This window comes from Streptomyces sp. NPDC107521, assembly GCF_055598485.1.
Window position 1 is genome coordinate 108094 of sequence record NZ_JBVKAT010000008.1, and the last position, 24227, is coordinate 132320.

A 24227-nucleotide genomic window follows, 5' to 3' on the forward strand; every position below is an offset into this window, starting at 1 on the left:
CTACTCGTAGATGCGGGTCTGAAGCTTGACGGTGAGGATGGGGCCGAAGGCGTCGCAGATCGCGCCGGTGGTCTCGGCCCACCCCCGAAGGCCCGGGACTCGTAGGACTTCGCGGATCGCGCTCTCGGGGGTGTAGAGGATGATCAGCTCGCGGTCGGTGGGGTGCAGGTGGCCGGGCGTCCAGGTGGCGAAGTCCATCGACCCGGATTCCGTCACTCGGCCGTGGAAGTAGAAAACGGCCTGCTTGTAGTCGAGGTCGGAGTGGATGATCTCCGGCTCAGGACGGCCGCGGTTGGGCAGCTTCTCCGCTCCGAACCGGCCGTCGGGCAGGTCGTGCCGCACGCCGTACTCCCGGTCGCGGAAGGTGAAGTAGGCGGCGTAGGACGGGTCATCGGTGACCACCCGCCAGTCCCCGACGAAGGTGTGCAGGTAGTCGACGGCGTAGTCCCACCACAGCCGGGCGGTCTCCCTGGCACGCTCGTTCGGCTCCGCGTCGAGCATGTCTCGCGAGTGGCGCAGAACCTCGATGGACTCCGGGCGTCCCGGGCAGCCGTTCGTCTGGAACTTGAACCAGTTGACGGTTCCGGTCGTGCCGCAGTCGAAGCACCGGGCCTCGTGCTTCTCGTCCTTGACCAGCCGGTGTCCCTCGACGGTCTCGATGAACATGTTGTCCGCCATGTGCACGTGGAACGGTACGAGCCGGGCCTTGAGCGCGGGGCGCCGTACGTAGGACTCGCCGCAGGGCTTGCACACGGGGTCGCGCAACGGCTCCCGGGACTCCACGTCGGTACGGATCGAGTTCGAGTAGATCAGCAGATGCGTCGCCGTGCCCTGGCACGGCTCATCGCCAGGGCCGACGGTGGACTGAACGGTGGAACAGCGCATGGCGCTCCTCGGGTGAAAGGCCGTGAGTTCGGCGAGAGTTGCTGCTGCATCCTCGGCGGCCACCTCGCTGTCGTGCGCCTCCGCGCACAGCTCGCAGATGTATCCGCCGGGTACCCGGTACTTCCGGGTGTTGGGAACGGGCCGGAGCCCGTTGCCGAATGCGCTCGGGCATTCGGCATTGGCGCAGTAGAAGTGGCTCTCGGCTTCGGGCTCGGGTCCGCCGTCCGGCCACTCCGGGCCGACGTAGACGCTGCGGGTCATGCGTCGGCCTCGCAGCGACGTCCGCCGATCAGGTCACCGTCGTGCCCGGTGAAGCCGCAGCGGACGCACTTCCACACGAACGCCTTCTGGTCCTCGTCGTCGAACCACGGAGCGACTTCGCGGGTGTTGGCCAGGTGATGGTCGCGGAAGAGTCGAAGACCGTCCTCGTCGCGCTTCTCGTAGGCGTCCACGCTCGGCATGCGCACGTTCAGGTCGCCCGCACGCCAGAACTCGAAGTCGGCCACCCACGCCGCGTACGTGCCGGGGTCGTGCTCGCGCAGCTCGGCGGACAGCCGCTCGAAGTCGGGGTGGCGGGCCTCGGCCTCGACCTCGGTGGTCGGCCGCAGGTACTCCCCCATCGGGCCCTTGCCCTGCGGGCCGTAGTCCTTGATCGGAGCGCCCGGCGTCGACTGGTACGCCGCGTGCTGGAGGTTGAGCATCACGACCTGCAAGCTGGCGCGCATCAGCCCACCACCTCCTGGCTCTCGAAGACCGGGGTGGACAGGACGCCGATCCGCTGGAGGAGCTTGGCCAGGGCGATGGCGTGGTCCGCCACCTGCCCACCGATCGCCTCCGCATCGCCGTCGGCGGGGAGGTCGTACCACAGGTCGACGCCTCGCTTGATCTCCTTGACCAGGTCGGTGGCGAACTTGCGGCTGGCCGGCACGACGGCCTTCGAGCCTTCCTTGTCGACGAGCAGGCCGTACGACGCCGCGATCCGCCAGGCGTAGTACCTGCGGGCGTCGTTCGGGTTGGACCAGTACGTGGCGTAGTCGGAGTTGTAGATACCGACCGCGTACGGAAGAGCGGCGTACTCGTTGTAGGCGATGAGGAGGATTTCCCCCTTCGGCGTCACGAACGTCTCCTGAACGTCGTAGAGCCCGTACTTCTTGACGACCTCGTACCGCTCGGTCTTCGTGTTCCAGTACTCGTTCGCCTCGACCAGGTCCCCGCGATGCGTGGGGTCCATCAGCGCGTAGCTCATGCCTTCCTCTCCTTACTGACCGACTGACCGGTCTGTCCTGTTGCTGCTGAGTCCGTGACTACCTTGAGCACTTCGTCGACGCGGAGCCGCTTCGGATTGCACGTACCTCCCGGCGGGTTGTCGGTTCGCCGGCAGAACGCGTAGCCGGTGTAGTAGCCGACCTCGGAGTGTTCGCGGTCTACGTCCTCCAGCTCTTCGACGCGGTACTCCCGGCCCCGCCAGCGCACGAGATCGCCCGCGTGCACGAATTCCACGGCCCACATGTCGGTCGCATCTCGCCGGATCTGCGGGTCGACGATCTGCTCGGGGTGGGTGTAGGTACCCAGGACCGAGAGCGGGCCGACACGGTTGAACAGCGTGTCGATCTTCGGGATCGCGTTCGCGGTGTCCTTACGCAGGAGCTGGACTTCGACCGTGACGGCCTTGCCTGCCGCGATGTCAACCACGTCCCTCTCCAAGAGGTCCGTCACGTCGTACCGGTCGTCGTAAGGGCCCTGCGGCTTTCCCTGTCGGATGATGCGCAGGCTCAACTCGGGCCACCTCGGGCGCTGCTGCCTGCTCACACAGCCACCGCCTTCTGGTTCGTCTTCCACTGCGCGTACAGCTCGGCGGCCGGGCCCGGCACGAGCCAGGGGAAGCAGTCGGCCCACTCGCGGTAGATCTCGCCGTCCGACTTCTCGTAGTGCGAGACGCTGGCCGGGCCGATGATCAGCTCCGGGTGTTCGATCAGCTCGGCGATGGTCTGCTGACTGGTTCGCCCGTAGAACATGACGTCGTGACCGAGGCGAGCCAGCTCGTCGTCGTTGAAGCACTCCTCGCACAGGCGAACGCGCTGCCCGCTGACCTTGTGCACGACCATGACCTTGGCGCCCTTGTACGAGTGCCAGGCACAGCGCAGGCACTTGTAGTAGAGATCCGGGGGCGGGGCATCGCAGTGGATCTGCGACATGCTGCGGATAATCTCGAAGTCGTCGAGTGCCGGCATGACCTCGGTGAGCGGGCCCAGCCAGCCGCTGGTGTGGTGGTCCAACTCGACGTACGCGGAGTGCGGCTTGACCGGTCGGCCTCGGTAGTTGCCGCCGTTGGCTTTCCGGAACTGGTAGATCTTGCCGTAGTGGTGCTCGGTGGTTCCGCTCTTCGTGGTGATCACCACGCGCACCATGTCGCCGATCCCGAACGGGCGGCGGTGCTTGGCGACGGCGTCCCGCCACACCTCGGCGTCCAGCGCGCTGTACCCTCCCTCCGAGCGCGGGGTGAAGGCGTCGCGGGCGATGCCAGCGATGTTGTACGCGTCCGGGGTGCGGCCCTCGGCCTTGAGGGTGTCGATGATGACGCTGCGCACCGTTCGGATGCTTCCGTATCCGCTCACGTTTCTCCCTCCGAATTTGAAATGGGCAGGTTTGAGGGCCCGGTGCGGGAATCGAACCCGCCGGATACCGAACAGGGGAGCAAGGTATCCGTTGCTCTTCAACCGGGCAGGCTTTGCTAGTCGTCGACCTGAATGCCGTAGACGTTGTCGATCAGCGTGGGTCCGTTGTCTCCGACCTTGCGCACGTAGGTCTCGTATGCCTCCTGGCACGCCCGGGAATGGGTATCCACGAGGAAGGACGCGGCCCAGCCGTTCTGCTTGTGCTTCTCGGGAAGATCCCGGTACACCTGGGCATCGAGTTCGGTCTCCGAAGTATCGTCGGAAAATTCTCGGGACGACTCGATGACAAGATTCGCGTCTTCGTCCCAGTAACCGGTCAGAAGGATCACTCGTCGTCCTCGTCCCCGGGCTGCGTGTACACCAGGCGGCGCTTGTCGCCCCGGTAGTCCCAGACGCTGTCGGCGTCCAGTTCCTCTGCCAGAGCCTTGAACGCCTCGGACTCGGACTCGGACTCGACCGTGTGCGTGAAAGCGCTGTTGTGCCGGTTGCCGGCGACCACGCCCTCGATCACGCCCTCGGACAGATCCACGCCCACGTATTCGACTTCGAGGCCGCCGTCGTCGGCCCACACGCCGTCCATCGTGAATTCCGCCATCAGATTTCCCATCCCTCGAAGAGCCCGTCGACCACACCGAGGATCTGTACGTGCTTGAGGGCGTTGTTCGCTTCGTCGACCGCGCGTTCCAACTCCTCTCGGATTCCACGCGGGTTGTCGCCCTCGCGCTTGAGTTGCTTGTACGCCTCGACGGCGTCCCGGACGGCCGAGCACTTTCCCTTGAGGATGTTGCGGTTCTCCTCGGAGATCACTCGGTCACCGGCTACCGCGAGCACCGTCATGTGCGGGTGGTCGCTCTGCATGCCGGGCTTGGAGTGCCAGGCATCCGGCAGTCGGCCGCCCTGCCGTGCCGCCTGGTCGATCGCACCGAAGTGCTCGAAGAACAGCTCCTGGTGCGGTGAGAGCGGCAGACCGCTCCTCTCCATGTCCCGGATCGCCTCCCACATCCCTCGCAGGTGGGCATGGGACACATTCGCGTCGTATTCGGCGCTCATGAGGCAGCCCCCCCGAACACGGTCACGCCGTCGATTTCCGCGGGCGGCTTGCCCTCACGCATCAGGCAGCCGGGGCAGGTCAGGTACCGGTCCCTGTTCGCGGGGAACAACGGGCCGTACGGGTGCCCGAGCTTGTAGGGGGAGAGGCCGCCGGTGGTCTCGATGAGCACGCCGCACCGCGTGGACTGCCAGGTGCGCTGCTCCTCGTAGAACTTCCCGTTCTCGAAGCCGGTCGCGGACATGGAGTGCCTGGCGTCCTCGGGCATGTCCCATACCGCGAGCTGCTTGGTTCCCTTCGCCAGCTCGCACGCGCACAGGTTGGAGATGTAGCCCGTGTTCTCCCACACCTGCATGTAGATCCGGAAGTGGTCCTGCTTCTGGCAGACCGGCGTGTACGGGAGGGTCGGCTGCTCGCCGACCAGGACGAATTTGGCGGACCACTGGCCCGGGTTGTTCACTGCGCGTGGGTCGAGCAGTGAGACACGCTGGCTGCGCTGGATTCCCTGGAGGAACTCGGTCGCGTACTCAATGCGTCGGGCCTCGTCGACCTTGCCCTTGGCGGCGTTCAGGTCTGCGGCCAGTCCGAGCCACCGCTCAGCGGTGGGGGCTCCAACGAAGCAGGAGTAGTTGCGGGTCATCTCGTTGTAGAGCACCCGCCCGATCACCGTGCGGCCCTCCTTCAGCAGCGCTCCAGGCGTGTGTGGGTTGGTGTCCTTCTGCCACCGCGGACGCGGCGCGTTCTTGGCCGGCATGATCAGCCCTTCCGAATGTCGGTAGCGAAGGCGCTCCAGCGGCCCTGGAAGCTGCCGTGGCCGTCGGGCTGGACACGGATCGTTCCCTCGACACCAGCGACGAGCCAGCCCACGTGCCGGGTGCCGTGTTCCTCGGTCGTCTCGATCAGCCGGTGATAGCCGATCAGCTTGCCGATCCGGAAGAACTCGGCCTCTTTGGACAGGACCGATTCGTCGGCGGCCGGGAAGACGTCCCGCTCCAGGTGCTGCATGATCTCCGTCGTCAGCGGCCCCATCGAGTCGTACGAGGGCTTCGACGGCTCGAACCCGCAGGCGCACATGCCTGCCCAACCCTCGTACGACGGCAGCCGCTCGAACCGGTGGTAGTCCGCCCCGCCGCTCCGCCCCGCCGTGACGATCATTTGCTTCCGCGCCTCACGGGCCCACTGGGCACCCGGCAGATCGTCGTCCAAGCCCAGTTCGGTGATTTTGGCCATTTCAGGCACCACCCCTTTCGGTGTTGTAGGTGTACGGCCTTCCCGTGGTCTGGTCGGTGTAGATACCGGCCTCGCCCCACGTGATCGGTATGGAGTAGGGCTCGCCGTCCTTGAGGAGCTGCGCGCCGTGCTCGCGGACCTCGACCTCCATGACCCGGTCGGCGACCTGCATGTGCGCGCAAACCTCGGAGTACGGCAGGGTCACGAAAACGCGATCCCCGATTTCCAGGTCAGTTCGCTGCTGCTCCACATTTCCTCCCTGTAGCTGCTGACAGTCGACAGCCCGGGACGCAGCGTTTCTGCTGCGTCCTGGACTGCCGTTAGCTCAGTCGCCGATCGGTGTACGGGTGCCGTCCACGTGCACCACGAATGCCTGACTGAATGCATGGCCGTGGAATTCACGTACCAGCACGCGGTACTGGGGCCGACCCTTTTTCATGCGTGCTTTCATGTGGCGCACGCAGTACTCCGCGACCGGATCGGATTCCCTCCCATCGCGGCGCGGCTTAAGTTCTACGTACCGGTCCGCTGTGTTGGACCAGGAGGCTGGCCGGCCGACGGCCGGCGGCACGTAGAGCTGGAGCATGAAGAACCACAACAGCCCGGACTCAGTTGTCGGGCACAACCCGACCGTCCGGGTACACCCAGTGCGGCCGTCCCCGCCGGTTGAGGACGTACTGATCGATGCGGGCCCGCCACTCGTGGCGGGGCTGCTCCTCCGGGTACCAGCGCAGTTCAGCCAGGGTGTTGGCCCTGAACGGGGTCGGGTCTCCGGTGAATCCCACGGCCCTCACGCTGTGCGGCGACCTGTAGTTCTCCCATTCGGCATCGCTGCCGTTCGGCCGCCGCTGAAGCTGGAGCATGTACAGCACGTCACCGTCGCGGACGTCGGCCTCACCGGCAGGCCAGCACACCATCCGTTCGAACCCCTCCCCGAACACCTGCCTTGGGTTCACGTAGGCGCACCCCGTCTCCCAGCGGTTGCCGTGGTCGTCGACCAGGCTCGACACGCTGCGCGGCATGGTCGGGCGCGTGCCGAGTACCAGGAAGTGCGTCGTGCGTGCGGGCGTGGACCCGGTTGCTGTCCGGTGGTAGACCAGCTCGGCACCCACGACCTTGATCGTGATGCCCATGTCAGCGCGGCTGATCTTCGTCTTGCCATCCCATTCGTACGGAAGTCGCGGACTGGTCATGGATGTCTCCTAGGGCTTGGGCAGGTCTCGGAATGCCTTCGGCCCCTTGCTGTTGTCGGGCTTCGGCTTGTTCACGCGCCGGATGGTGATCAGGTCCCCCGCGTTACCGCCCCGGCCCCGCCACGTCGCACCGTCGGGCGTGCGGACCGTCACGTGCCGCATCCGGTACAGGCCGCCGCTGGGCGTGCACCGCTCCTGGGCCTCGACCGTGCACGTGGTGACCTCGCCCAGCAGGCCGCCAGACCAGGTGGTGAAGCGCCGCTGGTCGCTGACGATGTAGCCGGTGAACACGTCGGCCGACTTCATCTCCTCGCGCTGCTGGGCGTCCGCGCACGGGTAGCAGAGTCGGTAGCCGGTTTTCGGGACACGGGCGTACCCGCTGCCCGGTTCGGCCGGCACGGGCGGGTGGCCGCACTCCAGTAGGCCGGGCATCTTGTACGGGGCCCGAGTGGTCAGGCGGGTGCCGTTCATCCGCGAGGTCGACCCGTCGTCGCAGACGATCTCGTAGAAGCCGTCGAAGTACTGGCCGCCCGGGTCGAGGTCGCCGCGCCGGATGAACTGGTTCGGGTCGACGATCCCCCACTTACGGTCGTAGTCGAGCACCCGCATACCGGGGACGATCTCGGCTCCGTCGACCGTGTGCGTCTTGTCGCTCTTGTCGCTCACACGTCCCCCTCGTCGCAGTCCGTGTCGAACCGGTGGTCGCACTCGTGGTGCATCTCGCCGGGCTCGTCCCCCACGCCGTGGGCCTTGATCAGCTTCTGGAGGTGCTCCTCGCAGGTGCCGAACGCACGCCAGAGGGCAGCCGCGGCTTCGACCTCCTCGCACGTCATCAGGCGGGTGTAGTCACCGGGCAGAAAGAAGAGCAGATCGGTCCACCTGCTCTTGAACTCCTTGGCCGCCTCCCACTGCCGCTGCTTACGCTCGGCCGCCTGCCGGCGCCGCAGCGCCTTGACCTGTCGCGCCCGCATTACGCGGCTTCCTTGACGATCGCCGGGTGCTTCTCTGCGCCGTTGCAGTTGGGTCCGCGCTCGTGCTCCTCCTGGAGCTGGTCGGCCGTGTTCCAGAAGTGGAAGAGGCGGAACAGGTTGGCGAGCCGGTTCGTCTCGACGCAGCCCAGTTCGGCCCCGTACTCGTAGCTGCTCGGGTCGACGACGTCGGCCCACGTCCAGACGAAGTCCTCTGCCGCTTGGAGCTGCTGCCGCTGGTCCTGACGGCGGCTTCGGCACACAGCGAGCTTGTCGAAAAGCAAGCGAAGAATCACGGGCGTCCTCCTAGCCCATTTGGTTGATGGGCCTAGATACTCAGAGTGGACACCGGAAAGGGAGCCGAACCGTAGGACACACGGAATCAGCTCCCTTTCCGTCAAACGGTTCAGTTTTCGTACTGGTCTACTTCGCGGAAATCCAGTCGGAGTGCCAGCGGCCCTTGCGCGTGTGACCGTCGGGGAACTTGACCTCGACTTCCCACACCCACGTCCAGAGCGGCGGCAACTGGTAGTGGCTCTGCATCGGGTGCACCACCCACTCGACCGAGATCACTTCGGCCGTCCAGAGGCTGTGTCCGTCCGGCATGGCGGACACCGTGTCGCCGACCTTGACCGGCTGCCGCGTTGCTCTGGGCGGCGTGTACTCGCCGCGCTCCAGCCAGTCGAACTCGCGCACCTGGGCGCCGGTCGCCTGCTGTACGAAGACCTCTCGAACCACGCGCGGGCCGTCAAGCCCCATGTTCTCCGTACGCTGGGTCCGTACCGCGATCCGGAGCGGGTTGCCCTCCAGATCGGGCACCTCGTAGATCCAGACCTCGTCGGCCATGCTGTTCACGACCGCGCCGCGCAGACGGATGTTCGCCTCAGCTCCGGTCATGTTCTCGGTCGAGAAGGCGTCCTCGACCGGTACCTCGTAACGCATCACCTTGTGTTCCAGGTCCACGTCATTCCCTCCACCATGAGAATCGGCCCGCACGGGTTGCCGTACGGGCCGTTCGGTAAGTCCAGGTTCACCGGGGTACTTCGGGCCGGTCCGGTGTCCTTCACAGTAGGCAGTGGAAAGCCAGCGCTTAATGGCCCAGCGCTCCCAGTCCTCCCACCACGCCGCGGGCTTTCCGCACCCCAGTTGCCAGCAGAGAATTTCTCCGCTCGGCCCCCGATTGGCATGGACGACACGACTCTTCGTGGGACGTGCCACGGGTCAGGACGCCTTGGCCCGACACTTATGCAGGGCGTCTAGCGAGTCGATGTGGTACGGCGCGGCGTCGTACCCGGGCAGCCTGCGAATGGCTGCACCCTGGAGCGCCTGACAGAAGCGGTACGCCTCGGACTTCTCCCACTCCGGGTGCTCGCAGGACTGGTATTCGTAGCAGCCCAGCGCCGAGAGCACTGCCAGCGGATCGAACGAAATGCTGTGTCGTTGGAAGACGTAGGGCTGCTCCCACTCCGCTTCCGCGTAGCGGTGATTGACCGACCGCCGGTTCTCCGCCCAGAGCATCGCACCAACGTAGCCCGCCGACTGGTGGCTCAACTCTCGGCTGAGATTTCCGTAGACGTTGATCGCACCGGCACCCCACGGGAGCCCTTCCTGGAACACCCCCTGCTTTTCCCCTTCCGTCAGCTCACGGACCAGCCAGCGCAGCCGACTTCCGGGGGAAACGAACTGAAGACCGGCGTTGATCAGCAAATCGATGTGAAGCCTATCGACCTCGAATGCGGACATGTACCCCTCCTCTATTGCGTAATAGGTTGCAGTTGCGTCCACACTGGTAGGACAGGTGCCGGCGTGGACGGGCGTGCATCGGGACGCGCACAGCCACGGGTGGCCTCGATGCCGCCTGACACCGAGGCCACCCGAAGCACCTACGCGCCGCGGTCGATTCGCACGTCGGGGGTCAGGCCGGTGAATTGTTGGGCGCAGGCGTCTCCGATCTCGTTCAGGAAGATGCCGGGCCGGGTGAATCCGGGTCCGGCGTGCGCGTTCCTGCCGTCGCCCCACCATGTGCGGCTGAGCAGGTTGCGGTGCTGTGTGGAGTGCGTCAGCCGCCCGTCCGGGTCGTGGTGCTCCACTCGCGTGAAGGTGGGCGGCGGCTGCGTGCAGCGGTCGTGCCTGCCCGGCTTCGGCGTCCGGCCGGTGTAGGCGGCGCGCAAGGCGGCGAATTCCACGTTGAACTCCAGGAACACCGCCCAGAATTCCTCTACGAGTTCATCCCGGGCACCCGGCTGCGTAGTAACGTGGGGCGTGTACACGAATTCAGCACTGTTCATAAGGTTTCCTGCCTTTCGATCGACCGGATGGCGAGCTTGGCCATGCGTGTGAAATCTGCGCGCCGTCGACCGCGGGCGGTGCGGCCGTAGAGGGGGCAGAGAAGGTTCAGCCGGTCTTCCTGGCCCGGAATGTGGACCGCCAGCGGAACGGAGATGCACGAGGGCATGCCTTTCTCCTTTCAGTTGTCGTAGTAGCGACCGCAGTGCACCGGCTCCCATAGGTAATAGCCGGAGTACCGGTTGCTCGGGTCGAATGCGTGGTGCCGGTGCTTGATACGCCCGGTCCGGCTCTTGCGGTGCGTACGAGCGCGGTGGGTTTCTGCGGCGTCCAGGGCCCGCCCATAGGCGTGCACGGAAATGCGCCGCTTGACGCCGGACAGGTTCGGGCAGTAGAGCCGGGACGCAATGCGCACCGCGCGCATGCTGAGCGGCTTCCGCGGCTTGCCCGGCATCACGCGGGCCATCTCGTCGCCCACGTCCTTCCGAAGAAGTCGCCGATTGGCCACCGCGACCGACCACCGGTGCTGGAGTGCGTACGCCGGGATTTCCTGGCGGATTGCACGCAGGTGCGCGAGTCGATTCCTGGTCTCGCCGGCCTGGTGCGTCGCCTGGGGCCGGTCGTAGCGGATGGTGCGGCGGGCTGCGGCCCGCCGCAATTTCGTGTGCGCTGCCGACCGCCCGGCCCCCACGTCAGACACCGACCGGGCAGCCGTAGGTGCGGCTGTGCTTGAGCCATACGCTCACGCCGTTCTCGTGGCGGCGCGCGTAGATCTTGCAGCCGGTGTCGCACCATTCGCGCGGCGCGGCCTGGACCTCCATCCATGGGGTGTGGAGCATGGTCGTGAGGCTGTCCGCAAGCCGGTCGACATCCGGCGACAGGCCCCGGACGTTCATGCACCCGTAGAGCGCTTCGGTTCGGAAGCCGAGCCGGATTACTTCACGGGCGTGCGGGCCGCACAGCTTGACGTTCACGTACTCGTCCCCGGACCGTTCGTCGCTCATACGGACCGCGATACCGGGCGCCGCGCACTGCGGGTGGCCGTAGCACTGGTTCACCACGCCGACCGCGCGCCAGTCGAAGCTGGACCCGGCGCCGCTCAGGATGTGGCGGGCCGCCGCGCGCATGTCCTCCGGCACGTCCGCCTTGATCGGGGTGCGCATACTGCTACCTCCGTTGTTTGAGGCGTAGAAAAGCGGCCCACGGGATCGCGGACCGCTGGTTGCTGCGGTGTCCCTTCCTGGGACGGGAAAGGGCGTCACCCTGGCGCGATCTCTCGGCCGGAGTGACGCCCTGATGTGTGCGGGTTACGCGGGGACCGCGTAGCGGACCGAGTTGCCGCGCAGCCGCGCGTAGACGTGGTCGGTCTTGCCGTTCCGCTCGACCCCGCCGAGCGATACCCACTCACCCGACAGCACGCCCTTGGCCTTAGCGATCTTGGCCAGCTCGCGCACCTGCGCGGGCAGCGTGTCAGCCTTGACCGGTGTCGGCTCCGTCGCCGGGCGCGCGTCCGGCGGGATGGACACCGGGGCCGCCGTCGGGGCCTTGACCGGCTCCGGCGTAGGGCCGCAGTTCCGGGCGATCTCCCACACCGTGCGCGGTGTGGGGATCACGGCCGAGTCGCGGGCCGGGGTGTGGGCCAGTTCCGCTGGGGACTGTCGGGCCGCAAACGTGGCGGATACTTTGTTGCGCGTCTGCTTCAAGTTGGTGGTGGCGAGCGATCCGAGTGCGGCATGCCCACCCGTGGCGGAGAATTCCGCCCCGCGCATGTAGTCGAGAAACCCGAGGTCCTTACGGCGCGCGGCTGCCTTACGAACACGGTTACGGGCGCGGGTGCTGGAACGACTCATGATCCCTTGTTCTCCTTTTCGAGTGCGCGGACGATCCGGCGGAGTTCCCGAACCTTGTTGGCGTAGGTGTCTCGCGCGATGCCCTTAACGGAGCGCTGCTTTTTTAGCGCGTAGTCGCGAGCGGCGCGCATGTCGGTCATGGAACGTCGGTCGTAGGTAGGCGAGTCGGCGTCAATGCGTACGAGGAATTTGTATCCGCTGTCTTCGCTGTGTCCCATGCCCCTAGCGAACGAGCCGGGGGTATAGGTGGGGGAGTTTCCCAGTTCCTTTGGAGCGCCCGACAGGACGTGCCCCTTGGGCTTGCGAGGGTTCTTCCCCGTGTGCCGCTTGTGCGGGGCGTTTACCTTCGCTCCCGTACGCTCACCACGAAGATTGATCTTTCCCCGGTAGTCGACACGGTGCGATTTCGCTTTGTGACTACGCGTGTCCGGCGCGCCATCCGTCCGGGGGGCGGGGGGGCCGAAAGAAATCGTTGATGCGCTGTAGAAGCTGCCGCTCATACCGTCCCCTTCTTTGTGCGTGAGCGTGATTCGTTGGCTAGTTCAGCACGCGCGCTAGGTCTCGCACCTAGTCAGATCACCCGAGAATTCCGAGTTTCAGAGCTAATATTCGCGCGCCCCATTTCCTTTTAGGGTTCGTGTTAGCCATGGCATCCACCCAATATCCCGCATCCACGGTTGATATTTCGGGGGAAGGGAATCCGAGCACGTGTGACACTCCCCCAGCCACGGGGGGCGCCTACGCGGTAGCGGTCCAATTCGGAGAGTTTCCGGCACTGGTCACCCTTTGACAGGCCACCATTCACCCATGCCGCTAGTTTCGGCGCCATGGTTCAACGGGCATTGATCAACGGCAATCACTCCACAACAAGTGTGGCGATATTCGCCGAGACCGTAACCAGCCGCCTACTAACGCACGCGCTAGCGGTTCGGTTCTGTCGTCCCGTGTTACCGGTCTCTCTGCTGTTGCACGTATCCGCGCACAGCTCAAGATTCCGTTGCAATGCCACGTAATCCCGAAAGTTCATGAGCACGGCGAACCGCGCGGGTGGGATTTCCGGTGAGGCATCACGTCCCTACACAACTACCCCTCGTGTCAGGAAAGCGCCGCTCAACTTCCAACCCTTGCCAGGGCTTAACCGAATGGTGACCCCATGCCCACGCTTCACAGCGTTGACAGAAGGCTGACCAAACGATCATCCGGAGGAATCGCCCCCGCATGGGGAATGTGTGCACTGGCGTGCGCAGGGACGAAACGATGGGACGGAAATCGGCAACCGAGACCGTAAAGGCTTAGATGACGCCCCAAGGGGCGGATTTAGCCACGGTCACGCATAGCGAGGAAATAAACGCTATGGGTGCCAGGAACCGGGTTAGAACCGGCGTCACACCCGCTAGACACACGGGCGCCATAGAGCACGTGCGGGGAATTCCCCCGCTCGGATCACCTCCCTTCCGCGCCCCCGCCGCACCCCCCCTTGGGGGCGTCTCCGTTGCGGTGACAAGGAAGAGATTACGGGTACAGCGAGGCTCTGTGTACCCCTTTTGGGGGCGAGGTCTTGGGGTCGGCACATTTCCGCAGGTCAGAGGCTCATGGGGAGGGAATTTATTTGCCTTACCTTTACCTAAATGTAAGATCATTAAGCCCATAGACTCCTTACATTTCATGATCACGACGCCAACGCGGCCTTATTGCGAATCAGTCGCAACAGCGGCGAAAAGGGGCTCTGACCTGCGTAAACGTCATTTTCTGATGCAGCGTCAGAAATCATCCGTCGGCGTCGACCACGCGCCCGGCGGGCCGGGATTCTCTACGGAGAGTGAGGGAATGCGGCGAAATTCACGGAAAGTAGTCGCGGCCGTGTGCGCTCCCCTGGAGCCGCTCCCCCGCCGGGGGGGGCTGTCCGTCCGGCGCCACCCCCCGGGCCCGCATACGGCCGGTGGCGTGCTCTCATGGCGCCAATCCGGCCCGGCCCCTGGGCCGTACGGGGGCCGTCCGCGCCCGTGTACGCCCGGCTCGCGGCCTGCCTCGGCGCCAGGGTCGCTCGGTACCCTCGCGGGGTCCGGCACGGCAGACGGGCGCTCAGCGCCTCGCCCCCACATATCAAGGCATGACGGACACACTCCAGAAAATGCCAGGACGCGAAAATTCGGGGGTTCTGGAGTATCTACCCCTGTTACTACGTATGGGAGTAAGGAGAGGATGCACACGCTTGCCTCGCTATGCGGCTTGTGCCGTGTTCATGCTCATATGAGGCGTATGCGCGACATCCTCGACTTGTCTGCTAGCTCACGCTCGCGGCATACGCACGATGTGCCGCATTACGAGGATGTAACTCCCCCTTGCCCCAGAAATAGCTTATGCCAGGGCCGCACCTTATACGCCAAAGTGTCCCGCTAGGGCAGTGCCTCACGGTTACCCACCTATGCGGCTAAGCTGCCCCGGTGCGACATACATGCAACATGTCGGTATTTGCTGAAATTCGCCCCGCAAAGCGGAGGGATGGGGGCCGCTAGCATCACGCCGTGCGCGCAACTGGTCACCGTGCGCCTATGCTTACTTGGCGTAAGGGATCTTACGCCAAGTAAGCTCGGGCATATGAGGGCGTAGGCCCTACAATCAGCATGGTGTGCCTTTTGGCGCTAAAGGTGCGCAAGCCGTGCAATGGGCTCTAATCCGGCATACCTGGGATACGGGACTAAGAGGGCGCGGGGGTCGAATCCCCGCAAAGAGGACCCCCCCACCATTAACGGGCGAAACGGGCACCCCGGGGGCCTGGTGCTTGATACGCATACCAGCCCTCCCTCCAGAGGCAGTGTCCGTGCCGTCAGCCGCAGCAGCGGTGCCCGTATGCCGGCTCCGCGCTCAAGGAGTGGGTCCCGCTGCGGCACTCGGCGTTCTCCGTAGGACACCATTTCCGCAACATGCGCGGGACCGACAGCAGCAGGCTAACGCACTGGGGCTGACGGCCGCGGGCCTCACAGGCGCCTGGCGGTGGCAACGGGGGCCGGAAATGGGGAACTTCTGCATGGCAACCGAACGCGGTGCCCGAAACGCTCCAAGAGCCGGCGGTCCTCGACGGGGTGCGAGAGCCGCCGGCTCTTGAGGGTGAGGCTGGCCCGTCTCGCTCCACACGTGGAGCCAGCCTCAACCTGACCGTAGCAAAATACGCGGTCAGAAAACGGTGGGGCGCTGAACTGTGTCGTCGAGATCGTCTTTCGACTTCACGACGACACGGCGCCCGCCTTCGGCGCCCGGGGCAGCCGTCCCCTGCGGATACGCCGGCAGTGTCGGCGCCTCTCGCGATCGTCGACCCTCTTGCTGTGGAAGACCCGGTGGTAGTGCCACGGGGCGCGGACGTGCACGCACTCCGCGGCCGGGTAGTACAGGGGCTCGTCTTCTCGGACACGGGGCCGCCGAGTCAGGCACAGGGAGCACGCGACGGCGTTGGCCGCGTCGAGTTCGGCCTTCCAGTCTGCTGCGAGCAGCTCGTAGCGCACTTGATCCTGCCGCTGCCGCTCTTCCGGGCTCTCCTGCGGGAGGGAGGCCCGGAAGAGCTTGCCCAGCTCCTTCAGCCGCTCGTCGAGGCTGCGGTATGTGTGAGGGTGAGTCATGACGGCAGGCTACTGCGTACGCAACTGCGTACGCAGTAGCTACTGCTTGTTGGCTTGTTCCCGAATTCTGGCGACGGTGATCTCGTGGGCGGCTTGGGCCTCAACGGACGTGCAGGGATACATCCCCTCCCAGACGGTCTGCCACCGCATGCCTCGCCGAACCCCGGTGCAGAACATGCAGCCGACGCCGGCGGCACCGTTGACGAGGCCCTCCCACATCGTGCGCACGAGCACGCCCTGGTGCTGGGTCTCGGCGACGAGACGGTAGGCGCTGTCTTCGTAGAGGCTGGCCCATTTCTCCAGATCAAGTGACCGACCGTCACGGTCGCGGTAGTGGGCGCTGTCTGGATCTTTGTCGCTCATGTCTCTTCCTGATCGGCATTTTTCGCGTCGCGTCGCCTGCTGGAAGCAGGCTCCGCCAGAACGCCGTTCCGTGCGGAGCCCATCTTGACGGCCTCGCGACTCATACGGTCTTCTACGTACGCCACTGCGTACGCAGATGCGTACGCATCAGATGATCTATGGGGGTGGTGCGGTGACTCACGACCGCGAGTTACTGCGGCTGGGATTCCTGAACTTGGAGCACGATGGGGGTCCCGAGGAGGAGCCGGGCGTGCTGCCGGAGCGGTGGCGGGCAGCTCACGAGGAGATTCTGGCGCCACGCCGCTTCGACTGGCTCGGGCGCGCAGAAATGACGTACTCGCAGGTGCGGCCGGTGGACGACGGTGCGGGCCCGGACGAATTCGACGCTTGGGTCGCGGCAAGGAACGCCGCAAGCCGGCGGCTTCACGCTGCCGAAGCGGCCCTGGGGATGCGCGGATTCCGCGCACCGTTGGGGCAGGGTAGGAATCCCACCGGCTGCTTCGTTCGGGAGTCCGCCTTCGAGGTTGTCTCCCGGCAAGAGCATCCCAGGGTGTGGCGCACTCCGCCGACCATCCTGACGCTGCGGCTGAGGGCGCCTGACGCACCGCCGACGCCGATCATCACGGTGTCCTGGCACAACAGCTTCTGTGCTCCAACCGGCCGGGCACACGAGGTAGAAGAGCTGTCCGCGCTCGTGGACAAGGTGCAGGCCAAGCACGGTGGCGACGTGCGCCGGAAGTGGGCGGCTTTCTGGGGCTTCGGCGACTGCAACGAGTATCCGCTTCCGGTCGGCGAGACGGTGCGTGTGATCGACTGGTCTTCCCCGGAGATCACTGATCTGGTGCACCGCCGGCACCGGGCTCGGAAGCAGCCCGACGGATCGTGGACGAGCTGCACGGCGGTCGACGAGCTGCTGCTGGACTGCGGGCTTTGGGACCCGGCGAGGTATGCCGCGCACCAACTCGGTCAGGTCGATGCCCTCGGGCCGACGGCTGGCCATGCAGCGCACGGTCAGGGGGGAGGGCAGCGGATTGACCGGGGGTACGTGGACCCGTGGACGGTTCAGGCCGTGGTGGAAGTGAATCGCATCGACATGACCGGTGTCAGCGATCACCATGGGCTGGAGGTTCTCCTGTCACGACGGAAGCTGACCGAGGCCCTGCGTCGTGAGGCTGATCCGCTACCAGCGTGGCCGGGTATTGCCGGCTCTCTGTGCGGGCTGCCCGCGGGCTGACGAGTTCGGAGACCGGGATACCGAACGGCCCAACTCAACGCCGGGCCGTTCGGTGCACCTAGGCAAGCTCGCTCACACGGGGGCGTGCACCGAGAGCAGCTCGGCGACGGCGGCTGTGATGTCGTTGGGGTGAGGGGTCTGGTTCGGGGCTCGGCCTGGGCTACGCGTGCCCAGATGGTGCGGCCGGTGAGGGCATGGGCGGTGAGGCAAGGGGCCGGCTGGCGGCAGGTGGGGCATCGGCCAGCGTCGTCGGCCCGGTGGCGTAGGAGGGCCTCTTCGGTTCGGATGCGTTTGTCGAGGGCCTCCGCACGCCAGGCTCCGCGGTCGGCAAGCACTTCGACGTGGCGGACCAAGGTGACGGCGTGGGGCCAGCATTCGGCCCAGCGGTCTGCGTATCGCGTCGTCATTTGGCCTCCTGGAAAGGCTGGCGGGGGCCGGGACGTAGCCTGTCCCGGCCCCCTGGGAGGGTTCTCGATTTGAAGTCGAGTCCTGTGTAGGAATCCACCCATCAGCGGACGCCGGCACTTTTAAGACTCCGAGTCGTATTTAGGTCTCCGCGTCCTGCCATTGGACCACCGCGCATCGAAGCTGCACGGGCCGGACTTGAACCGGCACTTCGGGGATTGGGCTCGGGCCATTCGATCCGGCGCTTGGTGGCGTGCCATCAGCTTAGGAGCGAGAGTTTCAGGTTGTCGGCGGACCCTGCCTCTACATTGGGCTACCGGGGCTTGTGGTGCCCCGGGGAGGATTCGAACCGCCACCGGAGTCCGCTTCGTACTGAATTTCAGTCCTGAGCTTTAGATTGCGCTCCTTGAGCACCCGCCGCACGCCAGCGGCGGGGGTTTGGGGGTCACGCTGCCGCGTGTCGTTCGTTGGCCGGCGGGGTGACGTTGGCGAAGAGGTAGTCGAGGAGGGGGGCAGCGACGTGGATCTGGGGGATCTCAGTCGAATTGGCTTCTTCCCGGGCGGACTTGACCGCGTCACGGAGGACCCGGAGGCGCTCCATCATGGCCTTGACGTGGCCGGCCGGCAAGGCGCCGGAGTACTTCACGGTGGTCCAGGTGCCTACGGGGATGTCCTCGTAGATAATTTCGACCTGGGCCTTGTGCTGTGGGGTAGCTTCGGCCAGGACGTGGTTGCGTGGCGCCTTTTTGGAGCGCTGAGTTTCATAGGGGGGTGTCCTGTAGATCCCTTTGTCCTGGTCCCAGACCCATTCCTCGGCCGGGTCGAGGACAGGGAGTTTTTCGATGAAGGTTTGCAGGGCCTGGAGCTGCTTTTCGAGGAAGAGCAGGTAGGGAATGGGAACTTCGGGAATGAGCATCTGGCCGGCGACTTTGACGTCTGCCCGCGCGGTGGTGTTGGCCCAGTCGCGTGTGGCGCTGACGTTGTAGAAGCGGGTCAGGTGCTGCATGACCTCGCGGATGGCATCGATGGCTCGGAGCTGGACTCGGGTGGCTTCTGCGGGGAGCGTCTCCCCCTCGTCGTCGCGCGGCCGGTAGGTGCGGGTGATGCCAGCGAGCAGCGGGGGCTTCTGGACCTGATGGTGTGCAGCGCTGAGGGCACCGTACGCCTCGGTCTTGATGGGCTTTTCCACTGCGACGACCTGGCTGAGTCGCGTCGTCATGTGGAGGAAGCTACGGAGCTAGTTTCGGTTTATGCAAACAGAGTTAACCCATTTGGGGGTCTGGTCTTTATAGTGGCTCGCCACGGCGTGCAGGAAGCGCTGTGCGGGCATATGCCATCTGGGCATAGTGCGTACGCACTTGCGTACACAGGTCCGCTCTCCGCAGAACAGCGGTAGCGGAGTAGCCGGGCGCGGCGACCAGGGAGGCTGTGCGGACGGTCGGCGAGGTGGGCGCATACGCGGCCGTCTGCTGGTGGGAGTTCGCAGGAAGCGACTCGGGGTGCGCAGTGGGCCTGGAGCTGCCCGAGTTGCCGGGCACCGGCTCCTCTGCCGATGAAGTGAAGGGGGGGTGGAAGTGCGGTGATACTCCCGCGCAGAGATAACCGAGCGTTATCGTTTCCCCTGAAAATCCCAACATTCGGACGCTCATATCGGTCATCTTGGACTTCGCCACCCTCCGGCACACGCACGGACGGTAGCGCGTCACCCATTCGAGTGGTGGGCCAAGAAATAACCCGGAAACTGCGTGACTACCGCACGGAGTATGGGTTGATGTCTGTGCGTGCCCACGGGGCGGGGTCCTGACTGATCCCCCATTCGCCAGGCCCCCGCCTGGCACGCGCCCCGGAATGGTCCGGCGCAACCAGACACGGCGCCTTCCCCCAGCGCCTCTACCCCCTGGTTGCGCCGGACCGTCGTCTTCCAGGAAAGGACGCAATGTGCTGAGCCAGGCCCTACTCGAAACGGAGCCAGACATGCACGTCCCTCTCGGACCGGGCGGCGCCCCCGTCGCCTTCGGCCTGTCGGGCGAGCCAATCACCATTCGCCAGGCCGTCGAGCTGATGGAGGACTTGGACCGCTCCACGCTGCTCTGGACGCCGATCAGACTGCCGTCAGGGCAGAGGGCCGTCGTGCGGACCCTCTTCCGGGTCTTCGATGACGTCGCCTCCCGCTGGCCCGTACCGGATGGGCACCTGCCGCAGCTCTACCCCTCGGCGCTCTACACCGAAGCGCCCGAGCGCCGCTTCGTGCGGCGGCTATGGACGTGCTCCTCCGAAGCGGAGGCGCGGGCCGCCCATCCCAGGGCATGCGCCGTGTTCCAGTCGGGTCAGGTCCATGTCGACGTGTGACCTGCACGAGCGGTCCCCGCTCCCCCGCCGCCTGGTCGTGCCAGCCGTCCACCCCGGGGACATGGGCCTAGTGCTCACAGTGCATGCCCTGGAATGGGACGGCGGCTTCGGGCACTGGACGCTGACCCTCGCCAACAGGTGCCGCTACGTCCTGCCCCAGGGCCTGCACACCTGGGCCCGCACCGTGGACGCGGATATTCGCCGCGGGCTGCTGCCTCTGCCGCTGACCGCCGCCTTCTCCCGGCAGGCAGACGGCTTGGCGGTCCGGGTACTGGCCTGCGCGCAGACCGGGTAGGGAGAAGTCGTGGCACAGCTACAACTGACCGGGACGCTGAGGACGCAGTACCTCAACAAGGTTCGCGGGATGCAGGTCTTCGCGGTTGTGCGCCCCGTGACGCTGTGGGTCGAACACATCTACACAGAGCCCCCGGAGCGGCTCGCGTGGATGGAATGTTCCCAGGGCACCTGGCGCCTGCCGATGGAAATGCGGGACTGGGCGGAAGAAGTCGAGGACCGTGCCCTCGCCCTCGTGGGCACGGTCCCGTTCCCGTGCAGCATCGTGTTCGCGCCCACCGTAGACGGTCACTACGAGGTGGAACTGCGCCCCGAGGGATACCGCCCCTTTCTCCACACATAGCCAGCCAGCCCTGCTGCGGCTCAGACACGTGAATCCTGCCGGAAGGCCAATCGCTGACATGCCGCAAACTGCGGACCCGGAAGCCCTGGACGACCCACGCCTATGGGCAATTGCCTATATAACGTTCTATGTTCAGGATGCCGACCTCAAGAGCAGAAGGAGCCGGCGTCTGCTGGAGCGGAGCGACGCGCAGTACATGGCCAGAGCAGTGGGAAATTTCGCGTTCTTCCTCATGGATGCCGTCTGGCTTCCGCTGGTCTACGGCGTGCACTGGACGGACTCGTGGGTGGACGTCGACCTGCTCCGCCGCGTCAACCCCTCCCTGTGCGCGGAGTTCGCCCGCAGGGACCGTTACAGGCGGCTGGGCAGGGGCCTGACGGTGCTTCCGCGGCTTCGGCTGCGCAGGGCGGCCAGAGATGTGGTCGGCATGCTCTGGCTGGCCTACCAAGCGGAGTGTGCTCCCGAGGCCCCACTGCTGTACGGGACGACTCCCGTACTGGAGATGCTGGACAGATACCGACTCCGCTTCGGCCATTCGAGTGGCCCCTGCGAGAAGGCGTAACACCGCGCCGCGCGTGGGGTTTCACCGGGCGACGGACGACGGGAAGTCCCCGCCATGACGGCCTGACTCGCTACGGGTAGGACGGTGCGGGATGGACCTGAGACCGCAGTGACTGACCCCCTGCTGATGCCTGTTCCTCATCAGCAGGGGGTCTTGCCTTTCCGCCGACGCCCGCGGTCGCCGCGGCCTTGGTCTCCCCCGGCCGGCAGCATGTGTCGGCCGTTTGAGTGAGCAGCCGAGAAATCATCCGGTCTCTTTCCATTTCACTCGAAAGCCGGTCCGTGTCGTGCCGGACCACAAGCTCATACGAAACAAGATGACGTCTGATCTGACCCGTTCCGAAAGGACATTCAGATGGCAGACGGCTCCGGAAATGCGGAGATCGACATCTACACGGAGCACGCCCACCTCCTGGCCGTGGTGGTCGCGCTCTTCGGCGGCGCACTCAGCTACGCCGACCCACCGGGCTGGCCGGTGCTGTACGTCGAGTGCCCCACGGGCCAACTGAGCTGGCCCGTCCATCCCGACGAAAAATGGCTCTTCTCTACCGTCCCGGTCGTCGAGGACTACCCCTGGGACCAGCACACGGCCCGGGTGAAGCGAAAGCGCATCCAGTCGCTCGTCCAGCAGCTCCCGAAGCTCACCTACGCCAGGCCCGAATTCGGCAAGCCCTGACATTACCTGCCCCGAATTCGGGGCAGGCACAGTCGTGTGGTCCCGTCCGATGTCGAGGTGATCGCCGTGCCCCTCGTGCAACGTCCGAACCCGTCGTGGCCGACGGTCCCCGGCACTCCCACCGGAGGGCCCAGGAGCAGCCTCGCGGCCGGCTGGCCCTCGGAACTGCCGGACCATGGCGGCACACCGTCCCTCACCGCGGCCCTTCCCCGGTTGAGCGCCCAGCCGGGCACGAGCCCGGTCCGCGGACGCCCCACCCGCCCCCAGCTCGGCCTCGGCGCTGCGCCCACCGGAGCGCCGGCCATGGGTCACGGCCGGTCGTCGATCTTCATGGCACCCACGTACTGAGCCCTGAGCGAAGGAGTGGGCAGACGGCCGCAGGGAAGGCGAAGTCCCGGTAGCGGTCATGACGAAGGCCCCCGCCCCGTGCCAGGGTCGGGGGCCTTCGCCAGGAGCTGCGTCAGCTCTTCAGATACGCCACGAAGGCGTCCATGGAACTGGTGGTGACGCGGAGCACGCCGCCGTCACGGTTCTTCGAGTCACGGAGCGCAGCGCCGCCCGCCAGGGGGGCAACCTCAACGCAGTCACTTCCGCTGCCGCCGCCGGAGTAGGACGCCTTGAACCAGACATCCTCGGGGATGATCTGGGCGTTGAGCTTGTTCGGTACACGCTTCGATTCACGCACGGGAGAGTTCCTTAAATGCCGACTTGATCATTTCCACGGATTTTTGCGGGGATGCGGCCTGCTTCCGCATGGCCTCGATGTAGTACCTGGTCTCGCGGACCTCCTTCGGGCGCGTCTGGAACAGCATCCCCGTCTGGGAATCGATCACGGAGATCGACTGCTCTTCCTCTCCGGGGAAATCCAAGAGGTGTCCCATGTACATCGCCGTTGCGGGCTTGTTGAAGCCGATCACTCGGATTGTCACGGGCCGGGATACGACGTCGTCGAGCAGGGATTCAAGCTGGGCGGCCGTCACCTCTCGGCCGCCGATCTGCTGGCGCAGCGCGGCCTCGCTGAAGATGAACTCGACGGGGGTCGGATCGGGTCTGTCCAGGATGCGTCGGCGTCCTCGCCGCAGCGCAACCGAACGCTCAACGGTATCGGGTGGCAGGACCGAACCAGCTACGCCGGTAGTGATCGACCGTGCGTAGTTCTCCGTCTGGAGCAGGGCCGGCAGAACGTTGACAGCGCACGTGGTGATGCGTTCCGCGGCGTCCTCGTACGCGACGAACTCGATGAGGCTTTCCGGGAAGTCCTCCTCGTACTCTGTCCACCACGCGCTGGTGATCGACATGCCTTCTGAGCGCATCGTCGAGAGCGTCGCCCGTGTGACCGCGTCCATGCCCAGGAACTTGCAGATGATCCGCCACTCGTCGTCCTTGGGCCACGAAGTTCCCCGCTCTATCTGCGAGTAGCGGTGGTAGGTGGTTCGGCCCATCGCCTTGGCCACGTCGACCTGCTTGACTCGCCGGCCGTCGCGCAGGGTGTTCTCGCGGACGCTCTTCAGTTCATGCCCGAAGCGCTGACGTGCCGCAATAGCAGCCGTGCTGACCGCCATGCGCGCTCCCTCCGTTGGCTGTCTTCCCTGCGCAGCGTAGCGCGTAGCCACCCGATCGTGGCATGTCCGAGGTGTATTCCGGCTTCGGGGTTGCGTACGCAGTTACGTACGCACCACACTCTGGGAAGCGCACCGAGTGAGGGCCGTGGCGGTGCGTATCCGTCTGGCGTGGCTGCCTGTCGGCCGCGTGTCCGAGTGGAGGTCCGATGCGCTCAGAGCCGTTCATGCTCCGAGAGGGCTATCCCGTGAGGTCAGCGTTCCCAGCCGAGGTGCGGTGGGTTCCGCTTGCCCGCGAGTTTGCGGTCACTGAGTTCACCCGGCTTGGCGGCTCCGACGAGCAGGCCGAGATCGTCGCCCTGGTGGTCGGCGAACTGGCGGCCAACGCGGTTATCCATGCCGGCGGAGACACGTTCGAGGTCGCGGTGTGGCCCGAGGGCGTGATTGAGGTCGAGGACGCCTCGACCGCGCTCCCGGAGGCAAGGGTCGCGGGTGAGGACGACGAGTCCGGCCGCGGCCTCGCTCTCGTGGCCGAACTGACGGAGGGCATCTACTGGTCCCGCGTCCCCGGGGGGAAAATCGCAAAGGTCCACATCGCCCCATTCACACCCACTTTCGGACGCGAGTCCAGTGCCTGCGCCTGAGTTCGCGTTATCCCTCCTGTCCGATCGCGAGTTGTCAGGCGACCCGTACC

General features: G+C 65.7%; 36 protein-coding genes. 7 read left to right on the plus strand and 29 right to left on the minus strand.

What is annotated here, in order from left to right; genetic code table 11:
* The 26 genes from ACZ7LB_RS14595 to ACZ7LB_RS14720 form a co-directional block, all read right to left on the minus strand.
* Window positions 1-1146, minus strand: coding sequence for a hypothetical protein (locus ACZ7LB_RS14595; protein ID WP_471468177.1), 1146 nt, complete (start codon window positions 1144-1146; stop codon window positions 1-3).
* On the minus strand, window positions 1143-1610 hold the full coding sequence (locus ACZ7LB_RS14600; RefSeq protein WP_471468179.1) for a hypothetical protein: 468 nt from the start codon (window positions 1608-1610) through the stop codon (window positions 1143-1145). The genes ACZ7LB_RS14595 and ACZ7LB_RS14600 overlap by 4 nt, the downstream gene beginning before the upstream one ends.
* Window positions 1610-2131: a hypothetical protein gene (locus ACZ7LB_RS14605; protein WP_471468181.1), complete on the minus strand. Its 522-nt coding sequence runs from the start codon at window positions 2129-2131 to the stop codon at window positions 1610-1612. Before ACZ7LB_RS14605 ends, ACZ7LB_RS14600 begins: the two co-directional genes overlap by 1 nt.
* Window positions 2128-2694, minus strand: a complete 567-nt coding sequence (locus tag ACZ7LB_RS14610) for a hypothetical protein (protein ID WP_471468182.1) — start codon at window positions 2692-2694, stop codon at window positions 2128-2130. The genes ACZ7LB_RS14605 and ACZ7LB_RS14610 overlap by 4 nt, the downstream gene beginning before the upstream one ends.
* Window positions 2691-3500, minus strand: a complete 810-nt coding sequence (locus ACZ7LB_RS14615; protein ID WP_471468184.1) for a hypothetical protein — start codon at window positions 3498-3500, stop codon at window positions 2691-2693. Before ACZ7LB_RS14615 ends, ACZ7LB_RS14610 begins: the two co-directional genes overlap by 4 nt.
* Window positions 3501-3616: 116 nt before the next feature.
* Complete coding sequence (locus ACZ7LB_RS14620; protein WP_471468185.1) at window positions 3617-3889, minus strand: hypothetical protein; 273 nt, start codon at window positions 3887-3889, stop codon at window positions 3617-3619.
* Window positions 3886-4155, minus strand: coding sequence for a hypothetical protein (locus ACZ7LB_RS14625; RefSeq protein WP_471468186.1), 270 nt, complete (start codon window positions 4153-4155; stop codon window positions 3886-3888). Before ACZ7LB_RS14625 ends, ACZ7LB_RS14620 begins: the two co-directional genes overlap by 4 nt.
* Window positions 4155-4610 carry a hypothetical protein gene (locus tag ACZ7LB_RS14630; RefSeq protein WP_471468187.1) on the minus strand — a complete coding sequence of 152 codons (456 nt, stop codon included), beginning with the start codon at window positions 4608-4610 and terminating at the stop codon, window positions 4155-4157. The genes ACZ7LB_RS14625 and ACZ7LB_RS14630 overlap by 1 nt, the downstream gene beginning before the upstream one ends.
* Entirely contained in the window at window positions 4607-5275 is a 669-nt protein-coding gene (locus ACZ7LB_RS14635; RefSeq protein WP_471468188.1) for a hypothetical protein, read from the minus strand. Before ACZ7LB_RS14635 ends, ACZ7LB_RS14630 begins: the two co-directional genes overlap by 4 nt.
* A gap of 89 nt (window positions 5276-5364) precedes the next feature.
* Window positions 5365-5838, minus strand: a complete 474-nt coding sequence (locus tag ACZ7LB_RS14640; protein ID WP_471468189.1) for a hypothetical protein — start codon at window positions 5836-5838, stop codon at window positions 5365-5367.
* Between the two features lies 1 nt (window position 5839).
* The gene (locus ACZ7LB_RS14645; RefSeq protein ID WP_471468191.1) at window positions 5840-6010 is read right to left on the minus strand and encodes a hypothetical protein; all 171 of its coding nucleotides are present in this window, start codon (window positions 6008-6010) and stop codon (window positions 5840-5842) included.
* Window positions 6011-6163: 153 nt separating this feature from the next.
* Window positions 6164-6424: a hypothetical protein gene (locus tag ACZ7LB_RS14650; protein ID WP_471468192.1), complete on the minus strand. Its 261-nt coding sequence runs from the start codon at window positions 6422-6424 to the stop codon at window positions 6164-6166.
* 22 nt (window positions 6425-6446) lie between these two features.
* Window positions 6447-7031 (minus strand): hypothetical protein, encoded by a 585-nt coding sequence (locus ACZ7LB_RS14655; protein WP_471468194.1) that lies wholly within the window; start codon window positions 7029-7031, stop codon window positions 6447-6449.
* A gap of 9 nt (window positions 7032-7040) precedes the next feature.
* A complete protein-coding gene (locus ACZ7LB_RS14660) occupies window positions 7041-7697 on the minus strand; it encodes a hypothetical protein (protein WP_471468195.1) in 657 nt (218 codons plus the stop codon).
* Window positions 7694-8002 (minus strand): hypothetical protein, encoded by a 309-nt coding sequence (locus ACZ7LB_RS14665; protein WP_471468196.1) that lies wholly within the window; start codon window positions 8000-8002, stop codon window positions 7694-7696. Before ACZ7LB_RS14665 ends, ACZ7LB_RS14660 begins: the two co-directional genes overlap by 4 nt.
* Complete coding sequence (locus tag ACZ7LB_RS14670; protein WP_471468198.1) at window positions 8002-8295, minus strand: hypothetical protein; 294 nt, start codon at window positions 8293-8295, stop codon at window positions 8002-8004. The genes ACZ7LB_RS14665 and ACZ7LB_RS14670 overlap by 1 nt, the downstream gene beginning before the upstream one ends.
* Window positions 8296-8422: 127 nt before the next feature.
* Window positions 8423-8941 (minus strand): hypothetical protein, encoded by a 519-nt coding sequence (locus ACZ7LB_RS14675; protein WP_471468199.1) that lies wholly within the window; start codon window positions 8939-8941, stop codon window positions 8423-8425.
* A 279-nt stretch (window positions 8942-9220) separates the two neighbouring features.
* The gene (locus ACZ7LB_RS14680; protein ID WP_471468201.1) at window positions 9221-9742 is read right to left on the minus strand and encodes a hypothetical protein; all 522 of its coding nucleotides are present in this window, start codon (window positions 9740-9742) and stop codon (window positions 9221-9223) included.
* A gap of 140 nt (window positions 9743-9882) precedes the next feature.
* Window positions 9883-10287: a hypothetical protein gene (locus ACZ7LB_RS14685; protein WP_471468202.1), complete on the minus strand. Its 405-nt coding sequence runs from the start codon at window positions 10285-10287 to the stop codon at window positions 9883-9885.
* Window positions 10284-10454 carry a hypothetical protein gene (locus ACZ7LB_RS14690; RefSeq protein WP_471468204.1) on the minus strand — a complete coding sequence of 57 codons (171 nt, stop codon included), beginning with the start codon at window positions 10452-10454 and terminating at the stop codon, window positions 10284-10286. The genes ACZ7LB_RS14685 and ACZ7LB_RS14690 overlap by 4 nt, the downstream gene beginning before the upstream one ends.
* A 12-nt stretch (window positions 10455-10466) precedes the next feature.
* Window positions 10467-10763 (minus strand): hypothetical protein, encoded by a 297-nt coding sequence (locus tag ACZ7LB_RS14695; RefSeq protein WP_471468206.1) that lies wholly within the window; start codon window positions 10761-10763, stop codon window positions 10467-10469.
* Window positions 10764-10977: 214 nt separating this feature from the next.
* Window positions 10978-11448 (minus strand): hypothetical protein, encoded by a 471-nt coding sequence (locus ACZ7LB_RS14700; protein ID WP_471468207.1) that lies wholly within the window; start codon window positions 11446-11448, stop codon window positions 10978-10980.
* A gap of 144 nt (window positions 11449-11592) precedes the next feature.
* Window positions 11593-12135, minus strand: a complete 543-nt coding sequence (locus ACZ7LB_RS14705; RefSeq protein WP_471468209.1) for a hypothetical protein — start codon at window positions 12133-12135, stop codon at window positions 11593-11595.
* The gene (locus ACZ7LB_RS14710; protein ID WP_471468211.1) at window positions 12132-12635 is read right to left on the minus strand and encodes a hypothetical protein; all 504 of its coding nucleotides are present in this window, start codon (window positions 12633-12635) and stop codon (window positions 12132-12134) included. The genes ACZ7LB_RS14705 and ACZ7LB_RS14710 overlap by 4 nt, the downstream gene beginning before the upstream one ends.
* A gap of 2724 nt (window positions 12636-15359) precedes the next feature.
* Window positions 15360-15749 carry a hypothetical protein gene (locus tag ACZ7LB_RS14715; RefSeq protein WP_471468213.1) on the minus strand — a complete coding sequence of 130 codons (390 nt, stop codon included), beginning with the start codon at window positions 15747-15749 and terminating at the stop codon, window positions 15360-15362.
* 39 nt (window positions 15750-15788) lie between these two features.
* Window positions 15789-16112, minus strand: coding sequence for a hypothetical protein (locus tag ACZ7LB_RS14720; RefSeq protein ID WP_471468215.1), 324 nt, complete (start codon window positions 16110-16112; stop codon window positions 15789-15791).
* A 136-nt stretch (window positions 16113-16248) separates the two neighbouring features.
* Here ACZ7LB_RS14720 and ACZ7LB_RS14725 point away from each other — a divergent pair, with 136 nt between their 5' ends.
* Entirely contained in the window at window positions 16249-17346 is a 1098-nt protein-coding gene (locus ACZ7LB_RS14725) for an endonuclease/exonuclease/phosphatase family protein (RefSeq protein ID WP_471468217.1), read from the plus strand.
* 850 nt (window positions 17347-18196) lie between these two features.
* Here the strand turns inward: ACZ7LB_RS14725 and ACZ7LB_RS14730 are convergent.
* Window positions 18197-18970 carry a DUF7873 family protein gene (locus tag ACZ7LB_RS14730; protein ID WP_471468218.1) on the minus strand — a complete coding sequence of 258 codons (774 nt, stop codon included), beginning with the start codon at window positions 18968-18970 and terminating at the stop codon, window positions 18197-18199.
* A gap of 755 nt (window positions 18971-19725) precedes the next feature.
* On the opposite strand from ACZ7LB_RS14730, the gene ACZ7LB_RS14735 reads away from it, so the two are divergent.
* From ACZ7LB_RS14735 to ACZ7LB_RS14755, 5 genes are all read left to right on the plus strand, one after another.
* Window positions 19726-20100 carry a hypothetical protein gene (locus tag ACZ7LB_RS14735; protein ID WP_471468220.1) on the plus strand — a complete coding sequence of 125 codons (375 nt, stop codon included), beginning with the start codon at window positions 19726-19728 and terminating at the stop codon, window positions 20098-20100.
* Between the two features lie 70 nt (window positions 20101-20170).
* On the plus strand, window positions 20171-20395 hold the full coding sequence (locus tag ACZ7LB_RS14740; protein WP_471468222.1) for a hypothetical protein: 225 nt from the start codon (window positions 20171-20173) through the stop codon (window positions 20393-20395).
* Between the two features lie 9 nt (window positions 20396-20404).
* Complete coding sequence (locus ACZ7LB_RS14745; RefSeq protein ID WP_471468224.1) at window positions 20405-20737, plus strand: hypothetical protein; 333 nt, start codon at window positions 20405-20407, stop codon at window positions 20735-20737.
* 196 nt (window positions 20738-20933) lie between these two features.
* Window positions 20934-21299 carry a hypothetical protein gene (locus tag ACZ7LB_RS14750; RefSeq protein WP_471468226.1) on the plus strand — a complete coding sequence of 122 codons (366 nt, stop codon included), beginning with the start codon at window positions 20934-20936 and terminating at the stop codon, window positions 21297-21299.
* Window positions 21300-21653: 354 nt separating this feature from the next.
* A complete protein-coding gene (locus tag ACZ7LB_RS14755; RefSeq protein WP_471468228.1) occupies window positions 21654-21974 on the plus strand; it encodes a hypothetical protein in 321 nt (106 codons plus the stop codon).
* A 460-nt stretch (window positions 21975-22434) separates the two neighbouring features.
* On the opposite strand, the gene ACZ7LB_RS14760 is transcribed toward ACZ7LB_RS14755, so the two are convergent.
* Together ACZ7LB_RS14760 and ACZ7LB_RS14765 are read right to left on the minus strand one after the other, a co-directional pair.
* Window positions 22435-22659, minus strand: coding sequence for a DUF397 domain-containing protein (locus ACZ7LB_RS14760; protein WP_471468230.1), 225 nt, complete (start codon window positions 22657-22659; stop codon window positions 22435-22437).
* The gene (locus ACZ7LB_RS14765) at window positions 22652-23536 is read right to left on the minus strand and encodes a helix-turn-helix domain-containing protein (protein ID WP_471468232.1); all 885 of its coding nucleotides are present in this window, start codon (window positions 23534-23536) and stop codon (window positions 22652-22654) included. The genes ACZ7LB_RS14760 and ACZ7LB_RS14765 overlap by 8 nt, the downstream gene beginning before the upstream one ends.
* A 206-nt stretch (window positions 23537-23742) precedes the next feature.
* Between ACZ7LB_RS14765 and ACZ7LB_RS14770 the strand changes: the two genes are divergently transcribed.
* Complete coding sequence (locus ACZ7LB_RS14770; RefSeq protein ID WP_471468234.1) at window positions 23743-24177, plus strand: ATP-binding protein; 435 nt, start codon at window positions 23743-23745, stop codon at window positions 24175-24177.
* Window positions 24178-24227 lie beyond the last annotated feature (50 nt).